Source organism: Lentzea sp. NPDC037011 (assembly GCF_055607425.1).
This window is the reverse complement of sequence record NZ_JBVJRT010000004.1, coordinates 561,243-584,649: the sequence shown is the minus strand read 5'-3', so window position 1 is coordinate 584,649 and position 23,407 is coordinate 561,243. Positions and strand designations below refer to the sequence as shown.

General features: G+C 72.0%; 23 protein-coding genes. 9 read left to right on the top strand and 14 right to left on the bottom strand.

What is annotated here, in order from left to right; translation table 11 throughout:
- Positions 1–13: 13 nt before the first annotated feature.
- The gene (locus tag ACZ7CH_RS14530; protein WP_470374095.1) at positions 14–1,852 is read left to right on the top strand and encodes a glycoside hydrolase family 3 protein; all 1,839 of its coding nucleotides are present in this window, start codon (positions 14–16) and stop codon (positions 1,850–1,852) included.
- 55 nt (positions 1,853–1,907) lie between these two features.
- Positions 1,908–2,117 carry a DUF2795 domain-containing protein gene (locus ACZ7CH_RS14525; protein WP_360384040.1) on the top strand — a complete coding sequence of 70 codons (210 nt, stop codon included), beginning with the start codon at positions 1,908–1,910 and terminating at the stop codon, positions 2,115–2,117.
- Between the two features lie 76 nt (positions 2,118–2,193).
- Here ACZ7CH_RS14525 and ACZ7CH_RS14520 read toward each other — a convergent pair whose 3' ends face one another.
- Together ACZ7CH_RS14520 and ACZ7CH_RS14515 are read right to left on the bottom strand one after the other, a co-directional pair.
- A complete protein-coding gene (locus tag ACZ7CH_RS14520) occupies positions 2,194–2,730 on the bottom strand; it encodes a GNAT family N-acetyltransferase (protein ID WP_470374094.1) in 537 nt (178 codons plus the stop codon).
- Positions 2,731–2,877: 147 nt separating this feature from the next.
- Entirely contained in the window at positions 2,878–3,855 is a 978-nt protein-coding gene (locus tag ACZ7CH_RS14515; RefSeq protein WP_470374093.1) for a helix-turn-helix transcriptional regulator, read from the bottom strand.
- A 92-nt stretch (positions 3,856–3,947) separates the two neighbouring features.
- On the opposite strand from ACZ7CH_RS14515, the gene ACZ7CH_RS14510 reads away from it, so the two are divergent.
- Genes ACZ7CH_RS14510 through ACZ7CH_RS14500 form a run of 3 tightly spaced genes read left to right on the top strand, consistent with a single transcriptional unit; the run spans position 3,948 to position 6,428 of the window.
- Positions 3,948–4,346 carry a VOC family protein gene (locus ACZ7CH_RS14510; RefSeq protein WP_470374092.1) on the top strand — a complete coding sequence of 133 codons (399 nt, stop codon included), beginning with the start codon at positions 3,948–3,950 and terminating at the stop codon, positions 4,344–4,346.
- A 35-nt stretch (positions 4,347–4,381) separates the two neighbouring features.
- Positions 4,382–4,855, top strand: coding sequence for a P-loop NTPase family protein (locus ACZ7CH_RS14505; protein WP_470369081.1), 474 nt, complete (start codon positions 4,382–4,384; stop codon positions 4,853–4,855).
- Positions 4,848–6,428, top strand: a complete 1,581-nt coding sequence (locus tag ACZ7CH_RS14500) for a hypothetical protein (RefSeq protein WP_470374091.1) — start codon at positions 4,848–4,850, stop codon at positions 6,426–6,428. The genes ACZ7CH_RS14505 and ACZ7CH_RS14500 overlap by 8 nt, the downstream gene beginning before the upstream one ends.
- A gap of 21 nt (positions 6,429–6,449) precedes the next feature.
- On the opposite strand, the gene ACZ7CH_RS14495 is transcribed toward ACZ7CH_RS14500, so the two are convergent.
- The 8 genes from ACZ7CH_RS14495 to ACZ7CH_RS14460 form a co-directional block, all read right to left on the bottom strand.
- Positions 6,450–7,796 (bottom strand): LLM class flavin-dependent oxidoreductase, encoded by a 1,347-nt coding sequence (locus ACZ7CH_RS14495; RefSeq protein WP_458432485.1) that lies wholly within the window; start codon positions 7,794–7,796, stop codon positions 6,450–6,452.
- Between the two features lie 2 nt (positions 7,797–7,798).
- Positions 7,799–8,959, bottom strand: coding sequence for an ROK family protein (locus tag ACZ7CH_RS14490; RefSeq protein WP_458432484.1), 1,161 nt, complete (start codon positions 8,957–8,959; stop codon positions 7,799–7,801).
- Positions 8,956–9,309: a 4Fe-4S dicluster domain-containing protein gene (locus ACZ7CH_RS14485; RefSeq protein ID WP_470369084.1), complete on the bottom strand. Its 354-nt coding sequence runs from the start codon at positions 9,307–9,309 to the stop codon at positions 8,956–8,958. Before ACZ7CH_RS14485 ends, ACZ7CH_RS14490 begins: the two co-directional genes overlap by 4 nt.
- Positions 9,306–10,862, bottom strand: coding sequence for an FAD-dependent oxidoreductase (locus ACZ7CH_RS14480; protein WP_470369085.1), 1,557 nt, complete (start codon positions 10,860–10,862; stop codon positions 9,306–9,308). Before ACZ7CH_RS14480 ends, ACZ7CH_RS14485 begins: the two co-directional genes overlap by 4 nt.
- A gap of 9 nt (positions 10,863–10,871) precedes the next feature.
- On the bottom strand, positions 10,872–11,723 hold the full coding sequence (locus ACZ7CH_RS14475; RefSeq protein ID WP_470374090.1) for an ABC transporter permease: 852 nt from the start codon (positions 11,721–11,723) through the stop codon (positions 10,872–10,874).
- On the bottom strand, positions 11,720–12,541 hold the full coding sequence (locus ACZ7CH_RS14470; RefSeq protein ID WP_360384008.1) for an ABC transporter ATP-binding protein: 822 nt from the start codon (positions 12,539–12,541) through the stop codon (positions 11,720–11,722). The genes ACZ7CH_RS14475 and ACZ7CH_RS14470 overlap by 4 nt, the downstream gene beginning before the upstream one ends.
- The gene (locus tag ACZ7CH_RS14465; RefSeq protein WP_470374089.1) at positions 12,538–13,542 is read right to left on the bottom strand and encodes an ABC transporter substrate-binding protein; all 1,005 of its coding nucleotides are present in this window, start codon (positions 13,540–13,542) and stop codon (positions 12,538–12,540) included. Before ACZ7CH_RS14465 ends, ACZ7CH_RS14470 begins: the two co-directional genes overlap by 4 nt.
- A gap of 77 nt (positions 13,543–13,619) precedes the next feature.
- Complete coding sequence (locus tag ACZ7CH_RS14460) at positions 13,620–13,703, bottom strand: putative leader peptide (protein ID WP_470374193.1); 84 nt, start codon at positions 13,701–13,703, stop codon at positions 13,620–13,622.
- 229 nt (positions 13,704–13,932) lie between these two features.
- Between ACZ7CH_RS14460 and ACZ7CH_RS14455 the strand changes: the two genes are divergently transcribed.
- A complete protein-coding gene (locus tag ACZ7CH_RS14455; protein ID WP_458432480.1) occupies positions 13,933–14,844 on the top strand; it encodes a TauD/TfdA dioxygenase family protein in 912 nt (303 codons plus the stop codon).
- Between the two features lie 105 nt (positions 14,845–14,949).
- On the opposite strand, the gene ACZ7CH_RS14450 is transcribed toward ACZ7CH_RS14455, so the two are convergent.
- Entirely contained in the window at positions 14,950–15,939 is a 990-nt protein-coding gene (locus tag ACZ7CH_RS14450; RefSeq protein ID WP_470374088.1) for a BtrH N-terminal domain-containing protein, read from the bottom strand.
- Between the two features lie 209 nt (positions 15,940–16,148).
- On the opposite strand from ACZ7CH_RS14450, the gene ACZ7CH_RS14445 reads away from it, so the two are divergent.
- Positions 16,149–17,714 carry a sensor histidine kinase gene (locus tag ACZ7CH_RS14445; RefSeq protein ID WP_470374087.1) on the top strand — a complete coding sequence of 522 codons (1,566 nt, stop codon included), beginning with the start codon at positions 16,149–16,151 and terminating at the stop codon, positions 17,712–17,714.
- Between the two features lie 30 nt (positions 17,715–17,744).
- Here ACZ7CH_RS14445 and ACZ7CH_RS14440 read toward each other — a convergent pair whose 3' ends face one another.
- The 3 genes from ACZ7CH_RS14440 to ACZ7CH_RS14430 all read right to left on the bottom strand — a co-directional run bounded on the left by ACZ7CH_RS14440 (position 17,745) and on the right by ACZ7CH_RS14430 (position 21,358).
- Entirely contained in the window at positions 17,745–19,211 is a 1,467-nt protein-coding gene (locus ACZ7CH_RS14440; protein ID WP_470374086.1) for a glycoside hydrolase, read from the bottom strand.
- A 97-nt stretch (positions 19,212–19,308) separates the two neighbouring features.
- Complete coding sequence (locus tag ACZ7CH_RS14435) at positions 19,309–20,457, bottom strand: hypothetical protein (RefSeq protein ID WP_360383991.1); 1,149 nt, start codon at positions 20,455–20,457, stop codon at positions 19,309–19,311.
- A 64-nt stretch (positions 20,458–20,521) separates the two neighbouring features.
- Positions 20,522–21,358 carry an SGNH/GDSL hydrolase family protein gene (locus tag ACZ7CH_RS14430; RefSeq protein ID WP_360383988.1) on the bottom strand — a complete coding sequence of 279 codons (837 nt, stop codon included), beginning with the start codon at positions 21,356–21,358 and terminating at the stop codon, positions 20,522–20,524.
- 295 nt (positions 21,359–21,653) lie between these two features.
- Between ACZ7CH_RS14430 and ACZ7CH_RS14425 the strand changes: the two genes are divergently transcribed.
- On the top strand, positions 21,654–22,577 hold the full coding sequence (locus ACZ7CH_RS14425; RefSeq protein WP_470369090.1) for a carbohydrate ABC transporter permease: 924 nt from the start codon (positions 21,654–21,656) through the stop codon (positions 22,575–22,577).
- Entirely contained in the window at positions 22,567–23,400 is an 834-nt protein-coding gene (locus ACZ7CH_RS14420) for a carbohydrate ABC transporter permease (RefSeq protein WP_360383982.1), read from the top strand. The genes ACZ7CH_RS14425 and ACZ7CH_RS14420 overlap by 11 nt, the downstream gene beginning before the upstream one ends.
- Positions 23,401–23,407: the final 7 nt, after the last annotated feature.

The following is a 23,407-nucleotide window of genomic DNA, read 5'->3' as shown; positions in this document are numbered from 1 at the left end:
GGAGGTTTCTGACATGCGGCCTGTTCGGCTGACATCCGAGGACGGCGTCGAGTACCGCGACCTCAACGGCAACGGCGTCATGGACCCCTACGAGGACCCGCGCCTGCCCGTGGCCGACCGGGTCGAGGACCTGCTGGCGCGGCTGTCGCTGGAGGAGAAGGCCGGTCTGCTGTTCCACACCGTCATCGAGGCGGGTGAGGACGGCACGGTGAAGGAGGCGCCCGGCGCCATCAGCAAGTCGCCCACCAGCGTCGTGGTCACGCAGAAACACCTGTCGCACTTCAACGTTCACGCGCTGCACGACGCGCGCATGGCCGCGCGCTGGCACAACAACCTCCAGCTGATCGCGGAGAGCACCCCGCACGGCATCCCGGTGACCATCTCCACCGACCCGCGGCACGCGTTCCTGGAGAACGCCGGCGTCTCCTTCACCGCCAAGGCGTTCTCGCAGTGGCCCGAGTCGCTGGGCCTGGCCGCGCTCGGCGACCCGGCACTCGTGGAGCGGTTCGCGGACATCGCCCGCCAGGAGTACGTCGCGGTGGGCATCCGCTGCGCCCTGCACCCGGCGATCGACCTCGCCACCGAACCCCGCTGGGCGCGGCAGGCCGGCACCTTCGGCCAGTCCTCGGCGCTGACCGCCGAGCTCGCGGTGGCGTACGTGCGCGGTTTCCAGGGGCCGTCCCTGGGAGCCGGGTCGGTCGCCTGCACCAGCAAGCACTTCCCCGGTGGCGGCCCGCAGAAGGACGGCGAGGACGCGCACTTCCCGTACGGCCGCGAGCAGGTCTACCCCGGTGGCCGCTTCGCCGACCACCTGGCCCCGTTCCGCGCGGTCGTCGAGGCGGGCACGGCGGCGGTGATGCCCTACTACGGCATGCCCGTGGGCCTGGAGGTCGACGGCGAGCCGATCGAGGCGGTCGGCTTCGGCTACAACCGCCAGGTGGTCACCGGCATGCTGCGCGGCGACCTCGGCTTCGACGGCGTGGTCCTCACCGACTGGGAACTGGTGATGGACAACCACGTCGGCGACAAGGTCCTCCCGGCCCGCGCCTGGGGCGTCGAGCACCTCGACGCGCACGGCAGGATGGAGCTGATCCTCCACGCGGGCGCCGACCAGTTCGGCGGCGAGGAGTGCGTGGACGTGCTGCTCGACCTCGTGGCCCAGGGCCGTGTGACGCAGGCCCGCATCGACGAGTCCGCCCGCCGCCTGCTCACCGCGAAGTTCCGGCTCGGCCTCTTCGACGACCCGTTCGTGGACGAGGACCGCGCGGCCGAGGTGGTGGGACGGCAGGACTTCCGCGACGAGGGCCACGCCGCGCAGGCCCGTTCGGTCACGGTGCTGCAGACCGGTTCTTCGGCGGCGGCCCTGCCCCTGCGGCCCGGCCTGAAGCTCTACGTGGAGAACGTCTCACCCGAGGCCGCCGCCCGCCTGGGCACCGTCGTCGCCACCCCGCAGGAGGCCGACCTGGCGCTCGTGCGGCTCATGGCGCCGTTCGACCCGCGCTCGGACCTGTTCCTGGAGTCGTGGTTCCACCAGGGTTCGCTGGAGTTCCCACCGGGCCTGCCCGCACGCCTGGCCCGCATCGCCGCCGCGTGCCCGCTGGTCGTGGACGTGACCCTGGACCGCGCCGCGGTGCTCACCCCGCTGCTGCCGATCGCCTCCACCCTGGTCGTCAGCTACGGCTCCACCGATGAGGCCCTGGCCGACGCGCTGACGGGCGCGATCCCGCCGCGGGGACGGCTGCCGTTCGACCTGCCGCGCTCGATGGAGCAGGTCCGGCGGCACCCGGAGGACGTGGCGGGGTACGACGACCCGCTGTTCCCGTTCGGGCACGGCCTCCACCCGGCGGGTTAGTCCCGCGCGGTCACGGGTAGCCGGGGGCCACCACACCCCGATGCGGAGGAGAGCGATGAGCGACACGACCACGGTCGACCGGTTGCGCACGGTGCTGGCGGACGCCACCTACCCGGCCGACAAGGGCCAGCTGGTCGACCACGCCTCGCGCAACAACGCCGACGAGGACACGGTCCACGCGCTGCACGCCGTGCCGGACCAGCTGTACGGGTCGTTCGACGAGGTGCTCGACGCGGTGGCCGTGGACCAGTCCCGGGAGGCCTGACCGCTCCGCCGGGTGCTCGTTCCGCTCGGTCACCGGCCGGACGGGCACCCGGCGCCGCCCTGGTGCCTCACCCGCGTCAGGGCGTCGTGCCGGACGGCCGGAAGTCGCGCGCCAGCAACCCGAACAGCAGGTCGTCCGTCCACTCGCCACCGGTCCAGGTGTGCTCGACGCGGTGGCCCTCCTGCCGGAAACCCAGCCGCAGCAACACCTTCACCGACGGCTCGTTGCGCGCGTCGGTCTCGGCGGACACGCGGTGCAGGCCGCGGTCGGTGAACAGGTGCTCCAGCATCCGGTGCACGGCCTCGGTGGCGTATCCGCGGCCCTGGTGGGCGGGAGCGAGGGTGTAGCCGATCTCGGCCTGCACGAGGTTGTCGTGCGTGTTCACGCCGACGTCGCCGATGACGGTGCCGTCGCGGTCGAGGGCGTACTGGAACCAGCCGGGTGCGGCGGGGTCGGTCATCTCGGCGATCATGCGGGTGGCGGCGTCGAGCGGGAACGGGGCGTCCCAGCCCTGGTAGCGAGCGACGTCCGGGTCTGACCGGTAAGCGGCGAGGGCGGGTGCGTCCTCGGGGCGGAACGGCCGGAGCGTGAGACGGGCGCTGGTGAGGAGCACGCGGACAGAGTAGGCGCTGCGGACGGCTCAGAGCGTCCGGTTTCACTGAGCCGGCGCGACCAGCGCTCCGGCTTCCGGCGTGCCGACCGCGCGGCTAATCCTCCGGCCGCCGACGTGCCGACCGCGCCCGCCGCTGAACCGGCGCGGTTAGTCCTCCTGCCGCCGCCGCGCCGACCGCGCCAGTCGCTCAGCCAACTCCGCGACCAGCCCGCGCAGCTCGTCCGGCCGGTCGACAACGAACGGCAGGTCCAGCGCCGCCAGCACACCGGGCAGCCAGTCGAGCCGTTCCACCCGCAGCCCGACCCGCACCCACTCCCCGCCGTCCGGCTCCGGCTCCACCACCGCCACCCCGGCCGGGAGCCGCGCGCGGACCTGCTCCTCGTCGCCCCGCACCCGCAACGCCACCTCGTACCGGTGCGGTGCCGTGGCGAGTCCCGTCACCACCTGCTCCGCCGCGTCGAGCCCCTCGGGCACGGCGAACGTGCCGGGCAACGTCCGCGCGCCGCCGATGCGGTCCAGCCGGAACGTGCGGCCCTCACCGAGCGCAGGGTCCTCGGCCCGCACGTACCACCGGCCCGCGTGGTTGACCAGCCCGTACGGGTGCAGGGTGCGCTCGCTGCGCCGCCCGTCGGCGCCGGTGTACCGGATCGACACCGGCCGCCGGTGCGCCACCGCGTCGGCGAGGGTCAGCAGCACGGCGCCCTCCGGGACGGTGGCCTCCGCGCCGGGAGCGGTGAACGCGAGGGAGCCGAGCACGGCGTCGAGCCGGCGGCCGAGGTGGTCCGGGAGCACTCGGCGGATCTTCGCGGCCGCCGTCTCACCGGCCGCGCCCGCCGCCGTCGTCAGGCCCGTCCGGCGGCCCGCGACCAGGCCGAGCAGCACGGCCAAGGCCTCGTCGTCGGTCAGCATCAGCGGCGGCATGCGGTAGCCGGGGGCCAGCCGGTAGCCGCCGTAGCGGCCGCGCACCGACTCGACCGGGACGTCCAGGTCGAGGAGGTGGTCGACGTAGCGCCGCACAGTGCGCTCGTTGACGCCGAGCCGGTCGGCGAGCTCGGCCACGGTCCGCACGCCGCCGGACTGCAGGAGCTCCAGCAGCGTGAGCACTCGGGCGGTGGGCCGGGTCATGGCACAAGTCTCCAGGAAATACCGGGCGGGTTCTGCCCGGTATCCGCTTTAGCGTGCGGGCACAGGTACCGACGAACAAAGGGAGAAAGCTCATGGACCTCGTCTCGATCCGCGTCATCACCGCCGACGTCGCCCGCCTCGCCGGGTTCTACGAACGCGCCACCGGCATCCGCGCCGACTGGGCGACCGAGGACTTCGCCGAGATCAGGACCGGTCGCGCGACCCTCGCGATCGGCAGCACCCGCACCGTGCCGCTGTTCGCGCCCGGTTCCGCGCGGCCCGCCGACAACCGCAGCGTCATCATCGAGTTCCTGGTCGACGACGTGGACGCCGTGCACCGGAACCTGACCGGGGTCGTGGACGAGTTCGTCACCGAGCCCACCACGATGCCCTGGGGCAACCGCGCGCTGCTGTTCCGCGACCCCGACGGCAACCTCGTCAACTTCTTCACCCCGGTGACCCCGAAGGCTGTCGCGAAGTTCGCACGCTGACGGCCCGTCTGTGATCCACTGGCAACATGGCGGCAATGGAACGCGTGGTGCTCCTGGGCCGCGGTGCAGCGGGGAAGTCGACGCTGGCGGTCGCACTGGGCAAGGCCACTGGACTGCCCGTCGTCGAGCTGGACAAGCACTTCTGGGGTCCGAAGCTCGAACCGATGACGCACGACCTGTGGGCGATCGTGCAGGGCGAGCTCGCCGAGGCGGACCGGTGGGTCATGGACGGCGACCTGGGTCCGCACGACGTGCTCGCCGTGCGGCTGCGGCGGGCCGACACGGTGGTGCTGCTCGACTTCCCGTTCTGGCGCTGTGCCTGGCGGGCGTTGCTGCGGTCGCGCGAACGGGCCGACTTCTGGGTGTGGCTGTGGTTCTGGCGGCGCCGGAGCCGGCCGTTGCTGCTGGAGGCGGTCAACGAGCACGCGCCCGGCGCGACGCTGCACGTGCTGCGCGACCCCCGTGCCACCGCCGCGTTCCTGGCGAGCGCCGGGAGTGCCGGTGGATGAGGACGAGTTCACCGTGCCACGGGTCGTGGCGGACACGCTCGCCGGCTGGGACGAGCTGCGGCGGGACGCCGGGAGGGCCGGTGACGAGCAGTTCCGGCGCTGGTACTTCGACGTCGTGTCGACCCACGGCGATCCGCACACCTTCGCGTTCCTGACGTTCGAGACGGCGGTCGAGCTCTTCGACCGGGGGCGTGCCCCCGACGCGTTCCTGTTGCTGGGCTGGCTGGCGCGGCACGTGGGACGTGCACCCGCCGGTGACACGGCGGTGCGCACGGTCATGGCGCTGACCGACACGTGCGCGGTGCGGGCGGTCGACCGGGAGTCGGCCGCGCTGGCGATCGGGGTGCTGCGCGAGGTCGTGGACGGGGTTCGCGCAGCCGGGGACGTCCAGGTGGAGGACGCGGTGTGCCGGGCGTTGTCCACCCTCGCGCACCTGAGCGGCCGGCACGTCACGTCCGGCCGGGCGGGGGTCGAGGAGGTCGCCGCCCTGTGGCGTGAGCTGGGCACCCGGTGCCGCGGCAGCGCCGACCCCGGCCTGCGCGGGTGGCGGGCGCAGGGGCTGGGCAACGAGGCCCTGCTGCGGCTCCAGCTCGGGGACGAGGAGCCCGCACGCCGGCTGCTCGACCTGATCGCGGCCGAGTTCGCGGCCGACCCGCCGGGTGCGTCGGAGGACGTGGACCTGTGGCGTGTCCGGGCACGGCACGCCGCCGGGGTGCTCGACCGGTTCCACGTGGGCGAGCCCGAGTTCGAGCTGGGCCACCTCGAACGCCAGCGGTACTGGGACCGGCGGCGCCGGTCCACCCCGCGCGGGTTCGCGTCCTGGCTGCGGGCCGGCGCACCGCGCAACCACCTGCGCGAGCTGGTCCGCCAGGCCGGGGCCGTGCACCGCAGGTCCGTCGGCACGGTGCGGAGCTGGTTGTGCACCGGAGAGCCGTTCGTCCTGCTGCTGCGCAACTTCGAGCTCACCGAACGCTCCGGGACCTCGACGCTCCTGGCCGGCCCCGACGACCCGGCGGACCACGTCCAGGTGATCAGCCTCGGCGGCGGCGCCACACCCGCGCTGACCGAGCTGGCCGCCTCCGTGCCGCTCGTCCTCGTGGCCAGCACGACCGCCGGTGAGCTGGAGCTGGACCACCAGGACTGGGGTCAGTTCACCGCGCCGGTCCGGCTCTACCTGCCGCACGAGACGTGGTTCGACACCGTGTCGACGCTGATCACCGTCACCGCCCAGGTGGTCGTGTGGGCGGCGGAGCTCACGCCGGGACTGGCGCGGGAGCTGGAGCTCCTGACCGCCGAGGGGCGCGGCGAGGACACGCTGGTCGTGCTCGACCGGCTCGACGACCCGATGACGCAGGCGTTCCTGCCCAGGACCGGTGGTGAACGGCTGACGAAGGACCACCCCGCGCTCGCCCGGTTCCCCCACGTGGTCGACGCGGCGGAGCTGGGAAGCCGGGACCTGGCCGGGTGCCCACCGCTGATCGCCGTGCTCGAACGCCTCGACGTCGCCCACCGGGTGCCGCTGGACCAACGGCTCGCCGACATCGGCGCCCGGCTGGACGCACGGCGAACGTGACCGCCGCGCGTCCGTCGGCGCTCACCCGACCTCGGCGACGACCTCCGTCCCGGCGGCGTACCGGCTGACCGGCCTGGCCAGCCCGTAGTGCTCGCGCAGCGTCCGGCCGGTGTACTCGGTGCGGAACAGGCCGCGCGCCCGCAGCAGCGGCACGACGTGGTCGACGAACTCCTCCAGCCCCGACGGCAGCAGGGGCGCCATCACGTTGAACCCGTCGGCGGCACCCGTGGTGAACCACAGCTCGACGTGGTCGGCGATCTGCTCGGGCGTGCCCGCGACGACCTGGTGGCCGCGGCCGCCGCCGAGCCGGCCGAGCAGCTGCCGCAGCGTCAGCCGTTCCCGCTCGGCCAGGTCGCGGACCAGCTCGAACCGGCTCTTGGCCCCGTTGATGCGGCTGACCGGCGGCAACGCGGGCAGCGGCGCGTCGAGCGGGTGGCCGGTGAGGTCGACGCCGATCATGTCGGTCAGCTGCCGCACCGCCCGTTCGGGGATGATCAGCTCGTCGAGCTCCGCGGCCAGGCGCCGCGCCTCGGCCTCGGTGCCGCCGAGCACGGGGACGATGCCGGGCAGCACCTTCACGCCGTCCGCCGGTCGACCGGCCGCGACCACCCGGCGCTTGAGGTCGGCGTAGAACGCGGTGGCGTCCTCGTGCGTCTGCTGGGCGGTGAACACCGCCTCCGCCCAGGCCGCCGCGAACGCCCTGCCGTCCTCGCTGGACCCGGCCTGCACCAGCAGCGGACGCCCCTGCGGGCTGCGCACCGCGTTGAGCGGCCCGCGCACGGAGAAGAACCGGCCGCGGTGGCCGACCTCGTGCACCTTCGCCTCGTCGGCGTAGACGCCGGAACCGGGGTCGGCGACGACCGCGTCGTCCTCCCAGGAGTCCCACAGGGCGGTGGTCACGTCCAGGAACTCCGCTGCGCGCTCGTAGCGTTCGGCGTGCTCGGTGTTGACCTCGCGGTTGAAGTTCTGCGCCGATCGGTCCTGGGCGGTCGTGACGATGTTCCAGCCGGCCCGGCCGCCGCTGATGTGGTCGAGCGAGGAGAACAGCCGCGCGAGGTTGTAGGGCTCGCTGAACCCGGTGGACGCGGTGGCGATCAGTCCGATGTGGTCGGTCGCCTGCGCCAGCGCGGTGAGCAGGGTGAGCGGTTCGAAGTGACCGGCGGCGGTGTGCCGGACGTCGCCCCAGATCTGCACGCCGTCGGCGAGGAACACCGAGTCGAACGTGCCGCGCTCGGCGGTGCGCGCGAGGTGCTGGAAGTGCGTGACGTCGCCCAGCGCCCGCGGGTCGGTGCGCGGGTGCCGCCAGGCGGCCTCGTGGTGGCCGACGCCCATCAGGAACGCGTTGAGGTGGAGTTCGCGTGCGGACAACTTCAGACTCCCTGCCAGACTGGGTTTCGGATGTTCAAGGGGTCGGCGTAGAGGGCGTCCAGCTGTACGGCACCCGCCGCGACCGCCAGCACGTCCTCGCCGAAGCTGCTCGCCAGCACCGCGTCCGCGGACGCGCGCGACATGGCCGCGACCTCCTCGCGCAGCGCGGCGGCGCAGTCGGGCAGCCGGTTCGTGCCGATCTCGGTGACGACCAGGACCTCCGGGTCGAGGAAGTCGAACAGCACGGCCGCCGCCCTCCCGACCACGCGGGCCCGCTCGACGAGGTCCGCCCGCGCCGCGGGTGACCCGGCCACGGCGTCGTCGACCAGGTCGAAGATCGACGGCCGCCGCACCACCCCGGCCAGGCGGGCCCGCTCGGCCCAGGCGCGGTCGGACACGGTGGCCTCCAGGCACCCGCGCTTGCCGCACCCGCACCGGACGCCGGGGTCGCCCAGCGCCAGGTGCGCCACGTCCCCTGCGGCCGACCGCGGCCCGCGGTGGGTGGTGCCGGCGGTCACGATCGCCGCGTCGACGACGTTGCCGACGAACAGGTGCAGCAACGACTCGCGGCCGCGGGCGGCACCGAAGAGCTGCTCGGCCCGTGCCAGCGCCCTGGCGTGGCTGTCGACCCGCACCGGCAACCCGGTCCTCGCGGTGAGCAGCGCGGCGACCTCGACGTCGCGCCAGCCCAGCGAGGCGTGCCGGACGACCACACCGCCGGTCGGGTCGACCCAGCCGCCCGCTGCCACGCCGAGACCGATCGGGATGTGGCCGGGGAACCGGTCGGCGTGCAGCCGCAGCAGCTCGTCGGCGGCCGTCGTCAGCACCTCGTGCGGGTCGTCCGCCGCGGTGTGCGGGATCGTCCGCCGCACGAGCACCCGGCCGCGCAGGTCGACCAGCGTGATCGTGCTGAACAGGTGCGCGACGTGGACGCCGGCCACGACGTGCCGGCTCGTGTCGACGTCGACCGGCACGTGCGGCCGTCCGATGCCCCGGTACGGCACGGCCTGCGGCACCTCGGCGAGCAGCCCGAGCTCGGTCAGGGCCGCGCAGGCACGGGTCACCGCGGCCGGGCTCAGACCGGACGTGCGGGCGATGGTGCTGCGGGCGATCGGCCCGCACCGCAGCACCGTGCCGAGCACGACCGACGCGGTGCCGCTCACGAGATCAGCGGCGGGGCGGAGGGGGACAGGGCGGGGCCGACGGCGCGCGCCGCGCCCGGCGTGCGGCCGCGGCCCCACCCGATCTCCCTGCGGTAGCTGCCGAGCAGCCCGGTCCGGCGCAGGTGGTCCTCGTCGTGCGCGGGCGACCCCGGTGGCAGCGGGTGGGTCTGCGGTGCCACGAACAGCGCGTCCGCCGGGCAGTTGGCCTCGCACTGGAAGCACGTCTGGCAGTCGGACTGCCTGCTGACCACCGGCAGCCCGTCCGCACCCCGGTCGAACACGTTGGTGGGGCACACCTCGATGCACTTGTCGCAGGTGATGCACTGCGCCGCCGACACCAGCTCGATCACGCCGCCACCTCCTGCGGGCGGGCCCACACCTCGTCCAGGCCGCCGGAGGTGATCCGGTGGTGCTGGGCGGGGTCGAGGCCGGGGCGGTCGAGCCGCCTGGCCATGCCGCGGCTCTCCTCCCGCAGCAGGGCGGAGGTGTACATCCACCGCGCGTGCGCGACCATCGCCGCCGCCTGCCGGGCCCGCACGACCGCGGCACCCTCGGCCCGCAGGCCCGACCGCACCGACCGCCAGGTCTCGTCGAGCTCTCCCAGCGCCGCCCGCAGCACGTCGCCGTGGCGCAGGTAGTTCTTGTCGTAGGGCAGGACCTCGGCCTGCACCGCACGGACCACCTCCTCGACGTCGACCTCCGCGGAACGGCCGGTCGGGCGCAGGCCCGCGCCACCGGCCGCGGTGACCCGCCGGGTGCCGCGGCCGAGCGCGAGCGCGAACCGGGCGGCGGACCGGCCGGCCCACGAGCCGGACGAGATGGCCCACGCGGCGTTGTGGCTGCCACCGCCGGTGAACCCGCCGCAGATCAGCTCGCGCGTGGCGGCGTCACCGGCGGCGTACAGACCGGGAACGGTGGTGGCGCAGCCGTCGTCGACGATCCGGATGCCACCGGTGCCGCGCACGGTGCCCTCGGCCAGCAGCGTCACGGCGAACGGCTCGGTGAACGGGTCGACGCCCAGCCGGTCGAACGTGAGGAAGAAGTTGGGCTGCGCCAGCCGCATCGCCCTGCGCGCCGCGTCGTCGGCCAGGTCCAGCTTGCAGAACACCTTCTCCGACAACAGGGTCCTCGCGATCACCGAACGCCCGCGCTGGCTGCCCGCGCCCTCCAGCACCTCGCCGTCGGCGCGGTAGAAGGTGGCGTAGTTGTAGAACGCGGTCTTCGTGACGGACGTGTGCTCCGGGGCGATGCCGTAGGCGTTGGAGAACTCCATGCCGGACAGCTCGGCGCCGGCCTCCACCGCGAGCAACGCCCCGTCGCCGGTGTTCACGTCGCACCCGAACGCCTTGCTCAGGAACGCGCACCCGCCCGTGGCGACGACCACCGCGCCCGCGCGCACCTCGAACGGCCGACCGGCCTGCCGCCGGTACCCGGCAGCGCCCGCGACCGCGCCGTCGTCGGCGGTGAGCAGCTCGGTGACCGGGCTGTGGTCCAGGACGACGACCCCGGCGCGTTTGACCCGGATCCGCTGGCGCCGCATGTACTCCGGCCCCTGCAGGCCGTTGCGCAGCGGTGTGCCGTCCGGTCCGGTGGGGAACGGGTAGCGCCCGGCATCGGCCAGCTCGTTGACCCGCTCGTAGGTCTCGTCGAGCACGCGGGCCATCCACCGGCGGTCGGCGAGGTACCCGCCGAGCGCCTCACGGCTGGCCATGGCCGCCTCACGGGCCTTCTCCTCCGGCGGCACGTACCAGACACCGGTGCCGACGGACGCGGTCGCGCCGCTCGTCCCGCAGTACCCCTTGTCCGCCAGCACGACCGAGGCACCCTGCTCGGCGGCCTTGAGCGCGGCCCACGTGGCGGCCGGACCGCCACCCACCACCAGCACGTCAGCTGTGAGCGTCATGACCCCTCCTCAGGCCCCGACCGGGACGCGCCACGAGGTGAACCGGCGCTCCAGAGCGACCAGCACCTGGTTGAACAGCACGCCGATGGCGGACAGGGTGATGATCCCGGCGTACATCTGCGGGATCGCGAAGTTGAACTGCGAGGCGTTGATCAGGTACCCGAGACCGGCCTTGGCGCCGACCATCTCCGCGGCCACCAGCACGAGGATCGACAACGCGCCGGCGAGCCGGACGCCGGTGAACACCGTGGGCACCGCCGAGGGCAGGATCACCTTCTGGAACAACCGGAAGCCGCCCAGGTCCATCGACCGCGCGAGCCGCAGCAGCGTCGGGTCCACCGCGCGCACGGCGCTGATCGTGTTGAGCAGGACCGGCCAGGTGCAGGCGTAGCAGACGATCGCGATCTTCGACGTCTCACCGATGCCCAGCAGCAGCACGAACACCGGCAGCAACGCGAGCGCGGCGGTGTTGCGGAAGACCTCCAGCAGCGGGCTGAGCAGGTTCGCGACCGGCTTGTACCAGCCGATCAGCAGCCCGAGCGGGACCGCGGCCGCGACCGCGAGCCCGAAGCCGGACAGCGACCGCACCAGGCTCGCCTGCGTGTTGTCGAGCAGCTTCCCGCTCACCGCGAGGTCCCACCACGACTCCAGGACCGTCGAGAACGGCGGCAGGAACGTGGAGTCCACCAGGCCGAACCGGGGCGCAATCTCCCAGACGGCCAGCACGACCGCGATGGCCACGACCTTGCCCACGGCGGTCAGCAGCGCGTCGGCCAGCCGGGCCACCGCCCCGCGTGGCCGCGCCGGTGCCGGCGGGGCGTGGTCCTCGGTCCGTGACGGGGTCTCCAGCAGCGCGGTCATGCGCCCACCACCTCCTTCTCCTGTTGCTGGGCACGGGACACCTCGTCGTGCAGGAGGTCCCAGATGCGGTGCCGGCAGCGCGCGAACTCGGGGCTCGAGCGCAGGTCGTCCTGCCGGGTCCGGTCACCGAGGTCGATCGGCACGACCTCCTTCACCCGGCCCGGCCGCGAGGTCAGCACGACCACCCGCTGACCGAGGTGGACCGCCTCGTCGATGGAGTGCGTGATGAACACGACGGTCTTGCCGGTGCGCTGCCAGATCCGCAGCAGCTCGTCCTGCAACGACTCGCGGGTCTGCGCGTCGAGCGCGGCGAACGGCTCGTCCATCAGCAGCACCTGCGGGTCGTAGGCGAGGCTGCGGGCGATGGCGACCCGTTGCCGCATGCCGCCGGACAGCTGGTGCGGGTGCCGGTCCTCGAACCCGGTCAGCCCGACCAGGTCGAGGAACTCGCGGGCCCGCCCTGCGCGCTGCCTGCGCGGCACCCCGGTCGCCTCCAGCCCGAACTCGACGTTGCCCTGTGCGGTGCGCCACGGCAGCAGCGCGTACTGCTGGAAGACGATGCCGCGGTCGAGGCCGGGACCGGTGATCGGGCGGCCGTCGAGCAGGATCTCGCCCTCGCTCGGTTCGGTGAGTCCGCCGAGCAGGTCGAGCAGCGTGGACTTGCCGCACCCGCTGGGGCCGACGAGGACGACGAACTCGCCCCGTTCGACGTCGAGGTCGATCCGGTCGACGGCGGTGAACCCGGTGCGCTGCCGGGAACCGCGGACCTTGACGTCGAACCGCTTGGTGACGCCGCGGAAGGCGATGTGCGCGCTCATCGGGCCAGCTCGTTGAACTCGTTGGTGTACAGGTCGGTGAGCCGCACCTGGTCCCGGGTGATCTCCCCGCGCTCGGCGAGCCAGTCGACCCAGATGGACAGCTCCCGGTCGAGGATCTTGCCGCCCTTCTCGGCGACCCCCGTGGACTTCCAGTACCTGAGCGCCGCAGGGTCCTCGTTGCGCCCGCGCCGGGTGAGGACCTCGACCTTGCGCGCCACCACCTCCTCGCGCGGGGTGGTGCGGCTCCACTCAATCGCCTTCGCGATGCCGCTCGTGAACGTCCGGACCGTGCCGGGGTTGTCGCGCAGGAACTTCTCGGTGAAGACGTACGTGCCGGCGGTGAACGGGCCCAGCAGGTCGAAGTCGGAGAACAGCTTGCGCACACCGCCCTTCTCCAGCGCCTTGTCGCGCAGGATGCCGCCGAGCACACCGACCTCGATCTGCTTCTGCCGCACCGACTGCTCGGTGTTGACCGGGGGCACGACGATCGGCTCGACCTTCTTGACCTCGTCCTGGCTCAGGCCTGCCCGCTTGAGGTAGATGCCGAGCATGGCCTCGTGGTGCGCGCCGAGGGTGTTCATGCCGACCTTCTTGCCGAGCAGGTCGCGGGCCGTGCGGACCGAGCTGTCGTCGAGCACGTAGAAGCCGCTGTAGGCGTTCTCGTCGGCGCCGTAGTAGCCGATCACGGACCGGATCGGCGCTCCGGCGGCCTTGAGCTTGACCACGGCGCCGTTGAACGCGCCGCCGAAGTCGACCTGCCCGGTGGCGGCGGACTGGATGTCCTGCGGGCCGCTGATCGTGTTGCCGACCCACTCGAGCTTCACGTCGCCGAGGTAGCCCAGCTCCGCTGCCAGCTCCGGCAGCGTCACGTCGCCCGCCCAGCCCTGGTAGCGCAGCGTCTTGGTCTCGACGCCGGCACCGGCGGCGGTGGAGCAGCCGACGGTCGCCGCTGTCAGTCCGAGCAGGGAAAGGCCGAGGAAGTTCCGTCGCGTGGTGGTCACGGCAGGTCCTTTGTCGAAGGGAAATCGGGCACGCTGAAGAACGGGACGAACGGTCCCGGTGGAAATGCGGAGCGGATTCAGCGACCGGCGCGACAGAAGGCGCTGGCGTGCCGTCGGAGGTCGACGTGCCGGCGCGAGTTGAGAGAGGCGGCTTGGCTCACGGAGCGAGCGTCACACCCGGATCGGACGGGGTCAACGGCCGGACCGCACGTCCCACATCATGGAGCCGGGCTGGACGGTCCCGCCTATTTTTCACGCTGGAAGGAACTCGGCCGGTCAATCCCTTCCAGGTGCTGGGAAGACTTGTTTTCCGGCCGCGCGATGTTGCGCACGCGGCGCGGACATCAGCACGGTGGTGGGGAAGTTGGCCACCACGAGAGGAAGTCCGCGATGACCGCACAACTTTCCGCCACCGTCGCCAAACTGGGTGCGGGCATCGGCGCACGCGTCGACGGCGTCCGGCTCGGCGGCGACCTCCCGCAGGACGTCGTGGCGGAGATCAGGGCCGCCCTGCTGGCCAACAAGGTCGTGTTCTTCCGCGACCAGCACCACCTCGACGACGCGGAGCAGCTCGCGTTCGCGCGGCTGTTCGGCAGCCCGACCCTCGCGCACCCCACGGTGAAGGGCCAGAACCACACCAACGTGCTGGCGATCGACTCCGACTACGGCAAGGCCAACAGCTGGCACACCGACGTCACGTTCGTCGACCGCGTGCCCGCGATCAGCATCCTGCGCGCCGTCGAGCTGCCGCCGTACGGGGGCAGCACGGTCTGGGCGAACACCGCACGCGCCTACGACGAGCTGCCCGAGGCGTTGAAGGCGCTCGTGGACCGGCTGTGGGCGGTGCACACCAACGTCTACGACTACGCGGGCCACGTCGACTCGACCCGCATCGGCGGTGTCGACGTGAAGGAACGGGCCTACCGCTCGGAGTTCGAGTCGCAGCGCTACGAGACCGAGCACCCGCTGGTCCGCGTGCACCCGGAGACCGGCGAACGAGCGCTGCTGCTCGGGCACTTCGTCAAGCGGATCGTCGGCCTGACGGCCGCGGAGTCCAAGGCGGTCTTCCAGCTGCTGCAGGACCGCGTCACCCGGCTGGAGAACACCGTGCGCTGGCAGTGGGCCGACGGTGACGTGGCGATCTGGGACAACCGGGCCACCCAGCACTACGGCGTCGACGACTACGACAACGCCCGCCGTCGGCTGCACCGCATCACCCTCGCGGGCGACGTGCCGGTCAGCGTCGAGGGCGTGGCGAGCACGACCGTGGTCGGCGACGCAGCCCACTTCTCCGAACTCTGACGCTCGTTCTCCTCGGGCGCGGTGACGTGGCTGCGGCGTCGTGGCCACGTCCCGGCGGTTCGACCGCGCACGCGCTGCTGTCGTGCCCTGATCGGCACGGCCGGTTCAGCCGATGCGTACGCGGGCCAGCACCTCCATCGCGGCCCGTTCCCGTTCCGCCAGCTCGCCCAGGACCGCCGCTGCCCGGTCCAGCCGCCCCTGGTCACCCGTCTCCCCGGCCGCGGCGATGTGGTCGGCCACCTCGGTCCACAGCGGCGCGATCGCGGCGTACAGCCCGTGGCCGTGCCGCAGGGTGTCGTCGCCGGTGAGCTCGGCGGCCTCGGCGAGGAAGTCCCGGTACAGCGCGCGGAACAGCGATCCGCCGGTGCCGCCGCGCTCCATCAGCATCGCGGCGAGCGGGAGGTCGCGGGACGGGTCGCCGGCCCGGTCGAACCACCGCGCCACCCGCTTCGCCGCCGTGGCGATGCCGCGGTGCCCGAGGTTGGCGATGGGCGGCGTGAGGAACGCGTGTGCGTTGGCGCGCACCGCTTCCCGGACCGCGCGTCCGAGCTCGGGACGGCTGGTGGGCGCGGTGGCGGTATAGGAGAGGTTGCGGGCGGTCATCGGTCCGCGTTCGGCACGGGCTTTCGCCAGGCTCGCCAGCGTCGTGGTGACGTTGCCGCCCTGCTGAGCCGTGTCGACGAGGTGGGCGGTGTCGTCGTCGTAGCCGTGGATCGCGACGAAGTGACCTCCGAAGTGGACTTTCGTCGTGAAGTGGTCGAGGTGGAACGAGTCCAGCTGCAGGCCGACCGGGCGGCCCGCGGACAGGTGGGTGACGACGTTCTGCCACGCCTTGCGCGGCGAGGTGGTCTCCTCGGCGCGCAGGTCGAGGCCCAGCCTGGTGGCCGCGGTCCGGGTGAGCGCGAACGGCTTGACGCGTCCGCCGAGGAACGGGAAGTCGAGGCTTTTCGCATCCCAGTAGACGAAGCCCAGGCCTTCGCCGAGGCCGAACAGCAGCGGTTCGGACAGGTCGAGGCCCTCGTGGCGCAGCAGGGCGCCGAGGGTGGTGGTCTCGCAGTGCTGACCGCGGGGGAACGAGACGTCGTCGATGATCATGTGGCTTCCTGGGCTGGTGCGTCGTGCGGGGGTGCGGTCAGTCTCGACCCTCCCACGGTGTGAGGGTCAACCACGACGAGCGGTTCACCGAGGACCGTGCTCACGCTCACTCACCCGGCCGTCACGACGGGAACGGCCCCTTCTCTACGATTGCGCGACTCGTCGAGGGGACGAGCGCGGCGCCTCGGCGCCGGTGCCGGGGAGGTGTTGTGCGGACGAGTCCGGACTCCGGGGCGGGGCTCGGCGGCCCGTCGCTGCGGCGGTGGTCGCTGCTGATCTCGGTGGCGCTCGTCGTCGTCCTGCTCGGGGCGACGGTGGCCGTGCTGCTGGCCATCGGCGACCTGTCCAGGGCGCGCTCGCGGTTGCTCGACGTCGTCGGGCCCGCGGTCGTGAGCTCGCAGCAGCTCGGCACCCTCGTGGTGGACCAGGAGAACGGCGTCCGGGGCTACCTGCTGAGCGGCAGCGAGGCGTTCCTCGACCCGTACCGCGACGCGGGGGAACGCCAGGCCGCTGCACGCGCGACCGTCGAGGCGACGAACGACCCGGCCGTGCTGCGGGCGCTGACCGCGCTGGACGGGGCGTTGGCGGACTGGCGTGGTGACTACGCCGACCCCGCGGTCGCCGCGGTGCGGACGGGCGGCGTCGTTCCGGCCGAGGCGCTGGGCAAGCAGCGGTTCGACGCGGTGCGCGCGGCGTTGTCGGCGTTGCAGGACGAGATCGCCGCCCAGCGCGCCGCCGGACGGGCCGCGCTCAACGACGCGTCCACGCGGATGGCGGTGACGTGCATCGTCGCGATGGCCGTGCTGCTGGCCGCCGTGCTCGGGTGTGTGGTGGCGCTGCGGGTGTTCGTCGTGGCGCCGTTGGGCAGGCTGCGCCGGCAGGTCGGGACGGTGGCGGGCGGGTCGTTCGCGCACACCGTGGCCGCGACCGGGCCGACGGAGCTGCGCGAGCTCGGCGTCGACGTCGACACCATGCGCACCCGGATCGTCGCCGAGCTGGAGCAGGCGCGGGAGCGCAACGCCGCGCTCGACGCCGCCACGACCGAGCTGCGCCGCTCCAACGCCGAGCTCGAGCAGTTCGCGTACGTCGCCTCCCACGACCTGCAGGAGCCGCTGCGCAAGGTCGCGAGCTTCTGCCAGCTGCTGGAGAAGCGCTACGGCGACCAGCTCGACGAGCGCGCCACGCAGTACATCGACTTCGCCGTGGACGGCGCGAAGCGCATGCAGCTGCTCATCAACGACCTGCTCGCGTTCAGCCGGGTGGGCCGCATGCGCGACAAGCAGGTGGTGGTCCCGGCCGGTGACCTGGTCGACGAGGCCCGCCGCAACCTCGCGCTGTCGATCGAGTCCTCGGGAGCGCGGATCGACGTGGGACCGCTGCCCGAGGTCAGGGGAGAGGTCCGGCTGCTGGTCGGGGTGTTCCAGAACCTCATCGGCAACGCGCTGAAGTTCCACGGCGACGAGCCGCCGCACGTGCGCATCGCGGCCGAGCCCGGTGAGGACGACACGTGGTGGTTCTCGGTGAGCGACAACGGGATCGGCATCGACGAGCAGTACGCCGAGCGGATCTTCGTGATCTTCCAGCGCCTGCACGCCAAGGACCGCTACCCCGGCACCGGCATCGGGCTCGCGATGTGCCGCAAGATCGTCGAGTTCCACGGCGGCCGCATCTGGCTGGACACGGAGGCCACCGGGGTGAACGCGGGCACGACCGTCCGCTTCACGCTGCCGCGGGTCGGCGCGGACGCCCCGGCGACCGTGTCCGGAACCCCGTGAGGTCGCACGGGAGTCGCTGACCGCTCCGGCTCAGACGGCCACCCCGTCGAGCTGGAAGGTCTGCACCTGACCCGGTGCGAAGGCGACCCGCAGCAGCTTGCCGTCCAGGCGGACGTCCGTGCGCTGCGCGTAGCGGTCGCTGCCGCTGGTCGTGGACGTGGACCAGCGGGTGAGCTGCCCGGTGGGCAGGGTGGTGAACCGGGACAGGTCGAACGTGGTCGTCTGCGCCGAGGTGGCCGTGTTGACGCAGACCAGGACCAGCCGGCGCGCCACCGGGTCGTAGGCGGTAGCGGCGTTGCCGGTGGACGCGGAGACGATGCGCATGCCCGGCCGGATGTGCCGGGTGAACTGCGCCAGGACGTGCAGCTTGTTCTGCACGGCACCGGCTTCGAGCGTGACCGGGTCGTAGCTGATCAGCGCCCACGCCGGGGTCGGGTCCATCACCTGCCAGAAGCACCACGCGGTCGGGTGCAGCCAGCGCCAGTCCAGGCACAGGTTGCTCGCCATCGACAGGCCGGTGCCGTCCGCGTCGCCGTACTCGGAGTTCCACAGCACCTTGCCCGCCGAGCGGGCGTCGGTGTGCAGCAGGTCGCGGCGCCCGCCGGAACCCTGGTAGCCGTGGACGTTCAGCTGGTCCACGACGGACCGGGTGGTGGCGTCGAACGCGGCCCACGTGCTGCGCGCCGCGTCGTAGCTGGTCTCGTCGGACGCCGCGATCCGCATGCCGGTGAGACCGCGGGCGTTCATCTCCTGCCGGAGGTGCTGGAGCACGACCCGCTGCGTCGCCGGGTCGAAGTGGCAGCCCTCCTGCCTGCCGGTCGCCGACCAGTAGTCCGACGCCGGCTCGTTGAACGGCGAGATCGTGCGGAAGGTGACGCCCCACCGGTCGCGGAACTGCCTGGCCACCTCGGCGAGGTGGGCGGCGTGGGTGCGCTGGTTCCACGTCTGCAGGTTGTCGCTGTTCGCGTCGGCGGCACCGGAGGGGTTGTGGTTGGCGCACATCCACCACGCGGGCGAGTTGGCGAACAGCTCGGTGACGGCACCACGTTGCGCCGCCTTCACGACGGCCGCGCGTTGCTTGGCGTCGGCGGCCCACGTCCACGCCGCCGACGCCGGGTCGGTGTTGCGCCAGTCCTGCCAGAAGGTCTCGATCTGCTTGAACCGCGGGATGTTCGGCGAGGTGACCATGGTCTCGCCGTTCACGCTGTTCCAGCTGCACGCGCCGAGGTTGTACCGGGCGATGCTGAGCCCCAGGCCGGGTAAGGGCTGTCCTCTGTAGACGACGGTCTTCGTGGTGAACCACAGGTCCGCCAGGTCGTCGCGGTCGCCGAACACGTTGGCCCACCAGGCGAGCGACGTGCCCCAGCCCTCCCACGTGCCGTGGTCTGGACCGGGGTCGACGGTGATGGTCTGGTCCGCGTGGGCGGAACCCGTTCCCACGGCCGCCGCGGCGACGGTGGCGACCGCACCGGACAGCACCGTCCTGCGGGTGACCATGGCAGCTCCTCGGGGTGGTCCGGTTCGGCGGATGACGAACGTGTTGGTGGTAGTTGGCGGCGGTTTGATCAGGTGTCGGTGGTACTTGCAGATGCCGTCAGGAGCAGACGTTTGACGGGCTGTTGTTCAGGGTGAGGTTGCGGAACGTCGTGTTCGTGCCGCAGGGGCTCTCGCGGACGGCCGAGTTGGTCACCGTCAGGTTCTGGACGGTGATGTCGCGGTTGCCGGGGAACTCCGAGCGCGCGGCCAGCCGGATCTCCCCGCCGCCGGTCACCGTGCCGCTCTGCGCCGCCAGGACCACGTTGGTGCAGTTCTCGATCAGCACCGCGTTGTTGCCGGTGTTCGCCAGGTCGATCCGGTCGATCGTCAGGCCACCGCTCTCCGACACGCAGAACACGCCACGGCCGCCACCGCGGGCGCGGACGGTGCCGACCCGGACGTTCGTGGGGTAGGCGGTGCCGATGCGGCCGTTGCGGTTGGCCGTGCGGAACGCCGCGTACCCGGTGCCCGCGCCCGCGTTCTCCGCGTCCACCGTGCCGACCGTCGCGTTGATCGTGTCGTTGAGCAACAGCCCGGACTCGCCGACGTTGCGCGCCGTCACGGTGCCGACCGTGAGGCCGTCCACCCCGTAGGTCTCGACGGCGTGGCTGCTCGCACCGGACACGAACACGTTGTCGATCCTGATGTTGCGGCTGCGCACGCTCGTGTTGCCGCGGTTGTCGATGCGCACGCCCAGGCCGCCGGACAGGCGCATGTCGAGCTGGCCCAGCACGAGGTTGTCGACGTTGCGCATGAAGATCCCGTACAGCGGACGGCCGGTGAGGCTCAGGTAGCGCACCTCCACGTCACGGGTGCCGCGCGAGTAGATCGGCGCCTGGTCGCCGGAGCCGGTGCCGGTCACGTTGATCGTGCCGCACACGTCGATGCCGGTGTAGCTGGGCAGCGAGATCCGCGAGCCCGCGCTCATCGCACCGCTGCCGCGCACCAGGACCCACTGCTTCGCGGTCCGGCCCGCGGTGAGGCTGTCGACGGCGGCTTGGACGGCGGAGCGCATGTCGGTGCCCGTGTAGACGGTCCGGCCGCCGGTGCGGGAGGTCCAGGTGCTGCCGCTGAGCACGGCCTCGGCGTTGAACGCCCGGTCACCGCAGGCCAGCGCCCGCACCTCGGCGTGGGCCACCGGCACGAGGCCGCCGATCACGACCGCTGCCGCCGCTGCCGCGCTCATCCACGTCCTGGTCGAGGGCATGCGAAGAAGTCCTTTCCACGAGGGGCGGCGGCGGTGTGCGGAAACTACGGGCTCGGCGAACCCGTTACCTCAGGTAGTTCGCCAGCGGGATGCGCTGGTCGCGCAGCGCCTTGGCCACGACACCGGCGATCTGCCTCGCGCCGGCGGCCTCGAAGTGCGTGTGGTCGTTGCAGAAGAACGCGCCGACCGGGCCCCTGGTGTAGTCACCGTCGTTGGGGCAGAGCCGCAGTGAGTTGTAAAGCGCGTAGCTCAACCGGTGCAGGTCGACGACGGTGACGCCGCTCGTCCGTCCCGCGTCGAAGGTCTCGGTCAGGAACCCGCGGGTGGCGACGGCGGTGCTGCCACTGCACCGGATCGCGGAGACCGGGGTGAGGAAGATCGGCGTGGCACCGCGGTCCTTCGCCGCCTTGGCCATCAGCGCGAGGAGCTCCCGGTAGCGGGCGCTGCCCACGTGCCGGGGGCAGTCGGGGCTGCCGTCGTTGATGCCGAACTGGACGACGAGGTAGTCACCCGCCTTCATCCCGGTGGCCGGGTCGAGCATGGCCTGCCAGCGCTGGTGGAAGGTCCGCGGGCTCACCACGCACTCGCCCGCCGCGTCCTTGGCGTTCTGCACGTTCGACTCGTAGAGCCAGGTCTGGACGCTGCGACCGGCCACCGCGCTGTTCACCACGGTCACGTCGGAGGTGAACAGCGCACCGAACTGGCTGCCCCAGCCGACCGGGCAGCTCGCCTTCGGGTCGGCCATCGTCGAGTCACCCGCCAGCCACACCTTCACCGCGGCCGCACCGGCCGGCGCCGTGCTCGCCGGGGAGCAGCCGGGTTCCTCCGCGACGGCCGGCGTGGCCGCCGCGCACAACGGCAGCACGACGAGTGCTGCCAGGGCCAGGAAACGAGTCCTCACAGTGGTCTCCAGACGGGCAGGGGCTGCCTGAGACGGCGGGCGGGAACGGCGGGTGAACCGAGCGTAGCCCGTGGTCACGGTGCGCGGAAAGCGCTTTCCGCGAATCGTCGATTCGACGTCCGGTGGTGGTGCGCCGCAGTCGGTCCACTGTGCACCGCGCCGTCGAACACCGGGTCGAACGCAGGTCGAATCGGTGTTCAACGAAGCTTTCGACGGCGTTCGACGCCGCTGCTTGACGGTCGGGTGACGTCGATGCAAACTCCGGAAAGCGTTTTCCAAACGGATCAGGGGCTCCATGAGTGCTCTCGACGAGTTGCGCCGGCTGCGCCGCGACGGCACGCAGGTGCGCAAGCGCGACAACAGGGCGGCCTTCTGGTTCCTGGCACCCTGGTTCGCCGGACTGCTGTTCATCACCCTCGGCCCGGTCCTCGCGTCGTTCGGGCTCGGCTTCACGAAGTACAACCTGATCCAGCCGCCCAGGTTCACCGGGCTGGACAACTTCGCGCGGATCCTCACCGACGAACGGCTGCACAACGCCCTGCGGGTGACGTTCACCTACGTGCTCGTGTCCGTGCCGCTCCAGCTGGCCTGCGCGCTCGCCGTCGCACTGCTGCTGGACCGCGGGCTGCGCGGGCTCGCCCTGTACCGCTCGGCGTTCTACCTGCCCTCGCTGCTGGGCTCCAGCGTGGCGATCGCCGTGCTGTGGACGCAGGTGTTCGGCACCGACGGCCTGGTGAACCGCGTGCTCGGCCTCTTCGGCGTCGAGGGCGGGGGCTGGATCTCCGACCCCGACACCGCCCTGTCGACGCTCATCGTGCTGAACGTGTGGACGTTCGGGTCACCGATGGTCATCTTCCTCGCCGGGCTGCGGCAGATCCCGGCCGTCTACCACGAGGCGGCCGCGATCGACGGTGCCGGCCGCTGGTCGCGGTTCTGGCACATCACGCTGCCGCTGCTGTCGCCGATCCTGTTCTTCAACCTGGTGCTGCAGATCATCCACGCGTTCCAGTCGTTCACGCAGGCGTTCGTCGTCTCCGGCGGCACCGGCGGCCCGTCGGACTCGACGATGTTCTACACGCTCTACCTGTACCAGCAGGGTTTCAGCCGGTTCGACATGGGCTACGCGTCGGCGCTGGCGTGGTTCCTGCTGCTGATCATCGCGGCGTTCACCGCGATCAACTTCTGGGCGGCGAGGTACTGGGTCTTCTATGACGACTAGCCGGTTGTCCTCCCTCGCCAAGCACACCGGCCTGGTACTGGCCGGCTTCGTGATGCTGTACCCGGTGCTGTGGATGGTCGTGAGCTCGCTGCGGCCCGACGACGAGATCTTCCGCAGCCCCGGGCTGGTCCTCGACGGCCTGCGGACGGAGAACTACACCGAGGGGTGGACCGCCCTCACACCGTCGTTCGGGACCTACCTGGTCAACTCGTCGGTCCTGGTGCTGGGCTGCATCCTCGGCAACCTGGTGTCGTGCTCGATGGCGGCCTACGCGTTCGCCCGGCTGCACTTCAGCGGGAAGCGCTGGTGGTTCGGCATCATGCTCGGCACGATCATGCTGCCGATCCACGTCATCATCGTGCCGCAGTACGTGCTGTTCTCGAACATCGGCTGGGTCAACACGTTCCTGCCCCTGATCGTGCCGAAGGTCCTCGCCACCGACGCGTTCTTCGTGTTCCTCATGGTGCAGTTCATCCGCGGCCTGCCGCGCGAGCTGGACGAGGCCGCGCGCATCGACGGCTGCGGCCACCCGCGAATCTTCCTGCGGATCATCCTGCCGCTCATGACGCCCGCGCTCGCGACCACCGCGATCTTCACGTTCATCTGGACCTGGAACGACTTCTTCGGCCAGCTGATCTACCTCACCGACCCGGACATGTACACGGTCCCGGTCGCCCTGCGGTCGTTCGTGGACTCCACGGTCGCGACGTCGTGGGGCGCGCAGTTCGCCATGAGCGTCGTGTCGCTCGTCCCGATCTTCCTCGCCTTCCTCGTCGGCCAGCGGTACCTCGTCAAGGGGATCGCCACGACCGGGGGCAAGTAGCCGAAAG

Bases quoted from the DNA above. Each gene is read 5' to 3' on its own strand.
- ACZ7CH_RS14530 (WP_470374095.1), top strand. From the start codon at position 14: ATGCGGCCTGTTCGGCTGACATCCGAGGACGGCGTCGAGTACCGCGAC.
- ACZ7CH_RS14525 (WP_360384040.1), top strand. From the start codon at position 1,908: ATGAGCGACACGACCACGGTCGACCGGTTGCGCACGGTGCTGGCGGAC.
- ACZ7CH_RS14515 (WP_470374093.1), bottom strand. From the start codon at position 3,855: ATGACCCGGCCCACCGCCCGAGTGCTCACGCTGCTGGAGCTCCTGCAG.
- ACZ7CH_RS14510 (WP_470374092.1), top strand. From the start codon at position 3,948: ATGGACCTCGTCTCGATCCGCGTCATCACCGCCGACGTCGCCCGCCTC.
- ACZ7CH_RS14505 (WP_470369081.1), top strand. From the start codon at position 4,382: ATGGAACGCGTGGTGCTCCTGGGCCGCGGTGCAGCGGGGAAGTCGACG.
- ACZ7CH_RS14480 (WP_470369085.1), bottom strand. From the start codon at position 10,862: ATGACGCTCACAGCTGACGTGCTGGTGGTGGGTGGCGGTCCGGCCGCC.
- ACZ7CH_RS14475 (WP_470374090.1), bottom strand. From the start codon at position 11,723: ATGACCGCGCTGCTGGAGACCCCGTCACGGACCGAGGACCACGCCCCG.
- ACZ7CH_RS14470 (WP_360384008.1), bottom strand. From the start codon at position 12,541: ATGAGCGCGCACATCGCCTTCCGCGGCGTCACCAAGCGGTTCGACGTC.
- ACZ7CH_RS14455 (WP_458432480.1), top strand. From the start codon at position 13,933: ATGACCGCACAACTTTCCGCCACCGTCGCCAAACTGGGTGCGGGCATC.
- ACZ7CH_RS14450 (WP_470374088.1), bottom strand. From the start codon at position 15,939: ATGATCATCGACGACGTCTCGTTCCCCCGCGGTCAGCACTGCGAGACC.
- ACZ7CH_RS14440 (WP_470374086.1), bottom strand. From the start codon at position 19,211: ATGGTCACCCGCAGGACGGTGCTGTCCGGTGCGGTCGCCACCGTCGCC.
- ACZ7CH_RS14435 (WP_360383991.1), bottom strand. From the start codon at position 20,457: ATGCCCTCGACCAGGACGTGGATGAGCGCGGCAGCGGCGGCAGCGGTC.
- ACZ7CH_RS14425 (WP_470369090.1), top strand. From the start codon at position 21,654: ATGAGTGCTCTCGACGAGTTGCGCCGGCTGCGCCGCGACGGCACGCAG.
- ACZ7CH_RS14420 (WP_360383982.1), top strand. From the start codon at position 22,567: ATGACGACTAGCCGGTTGTCCTCCCTCGCCAAGCACACCGGCCTGGTA.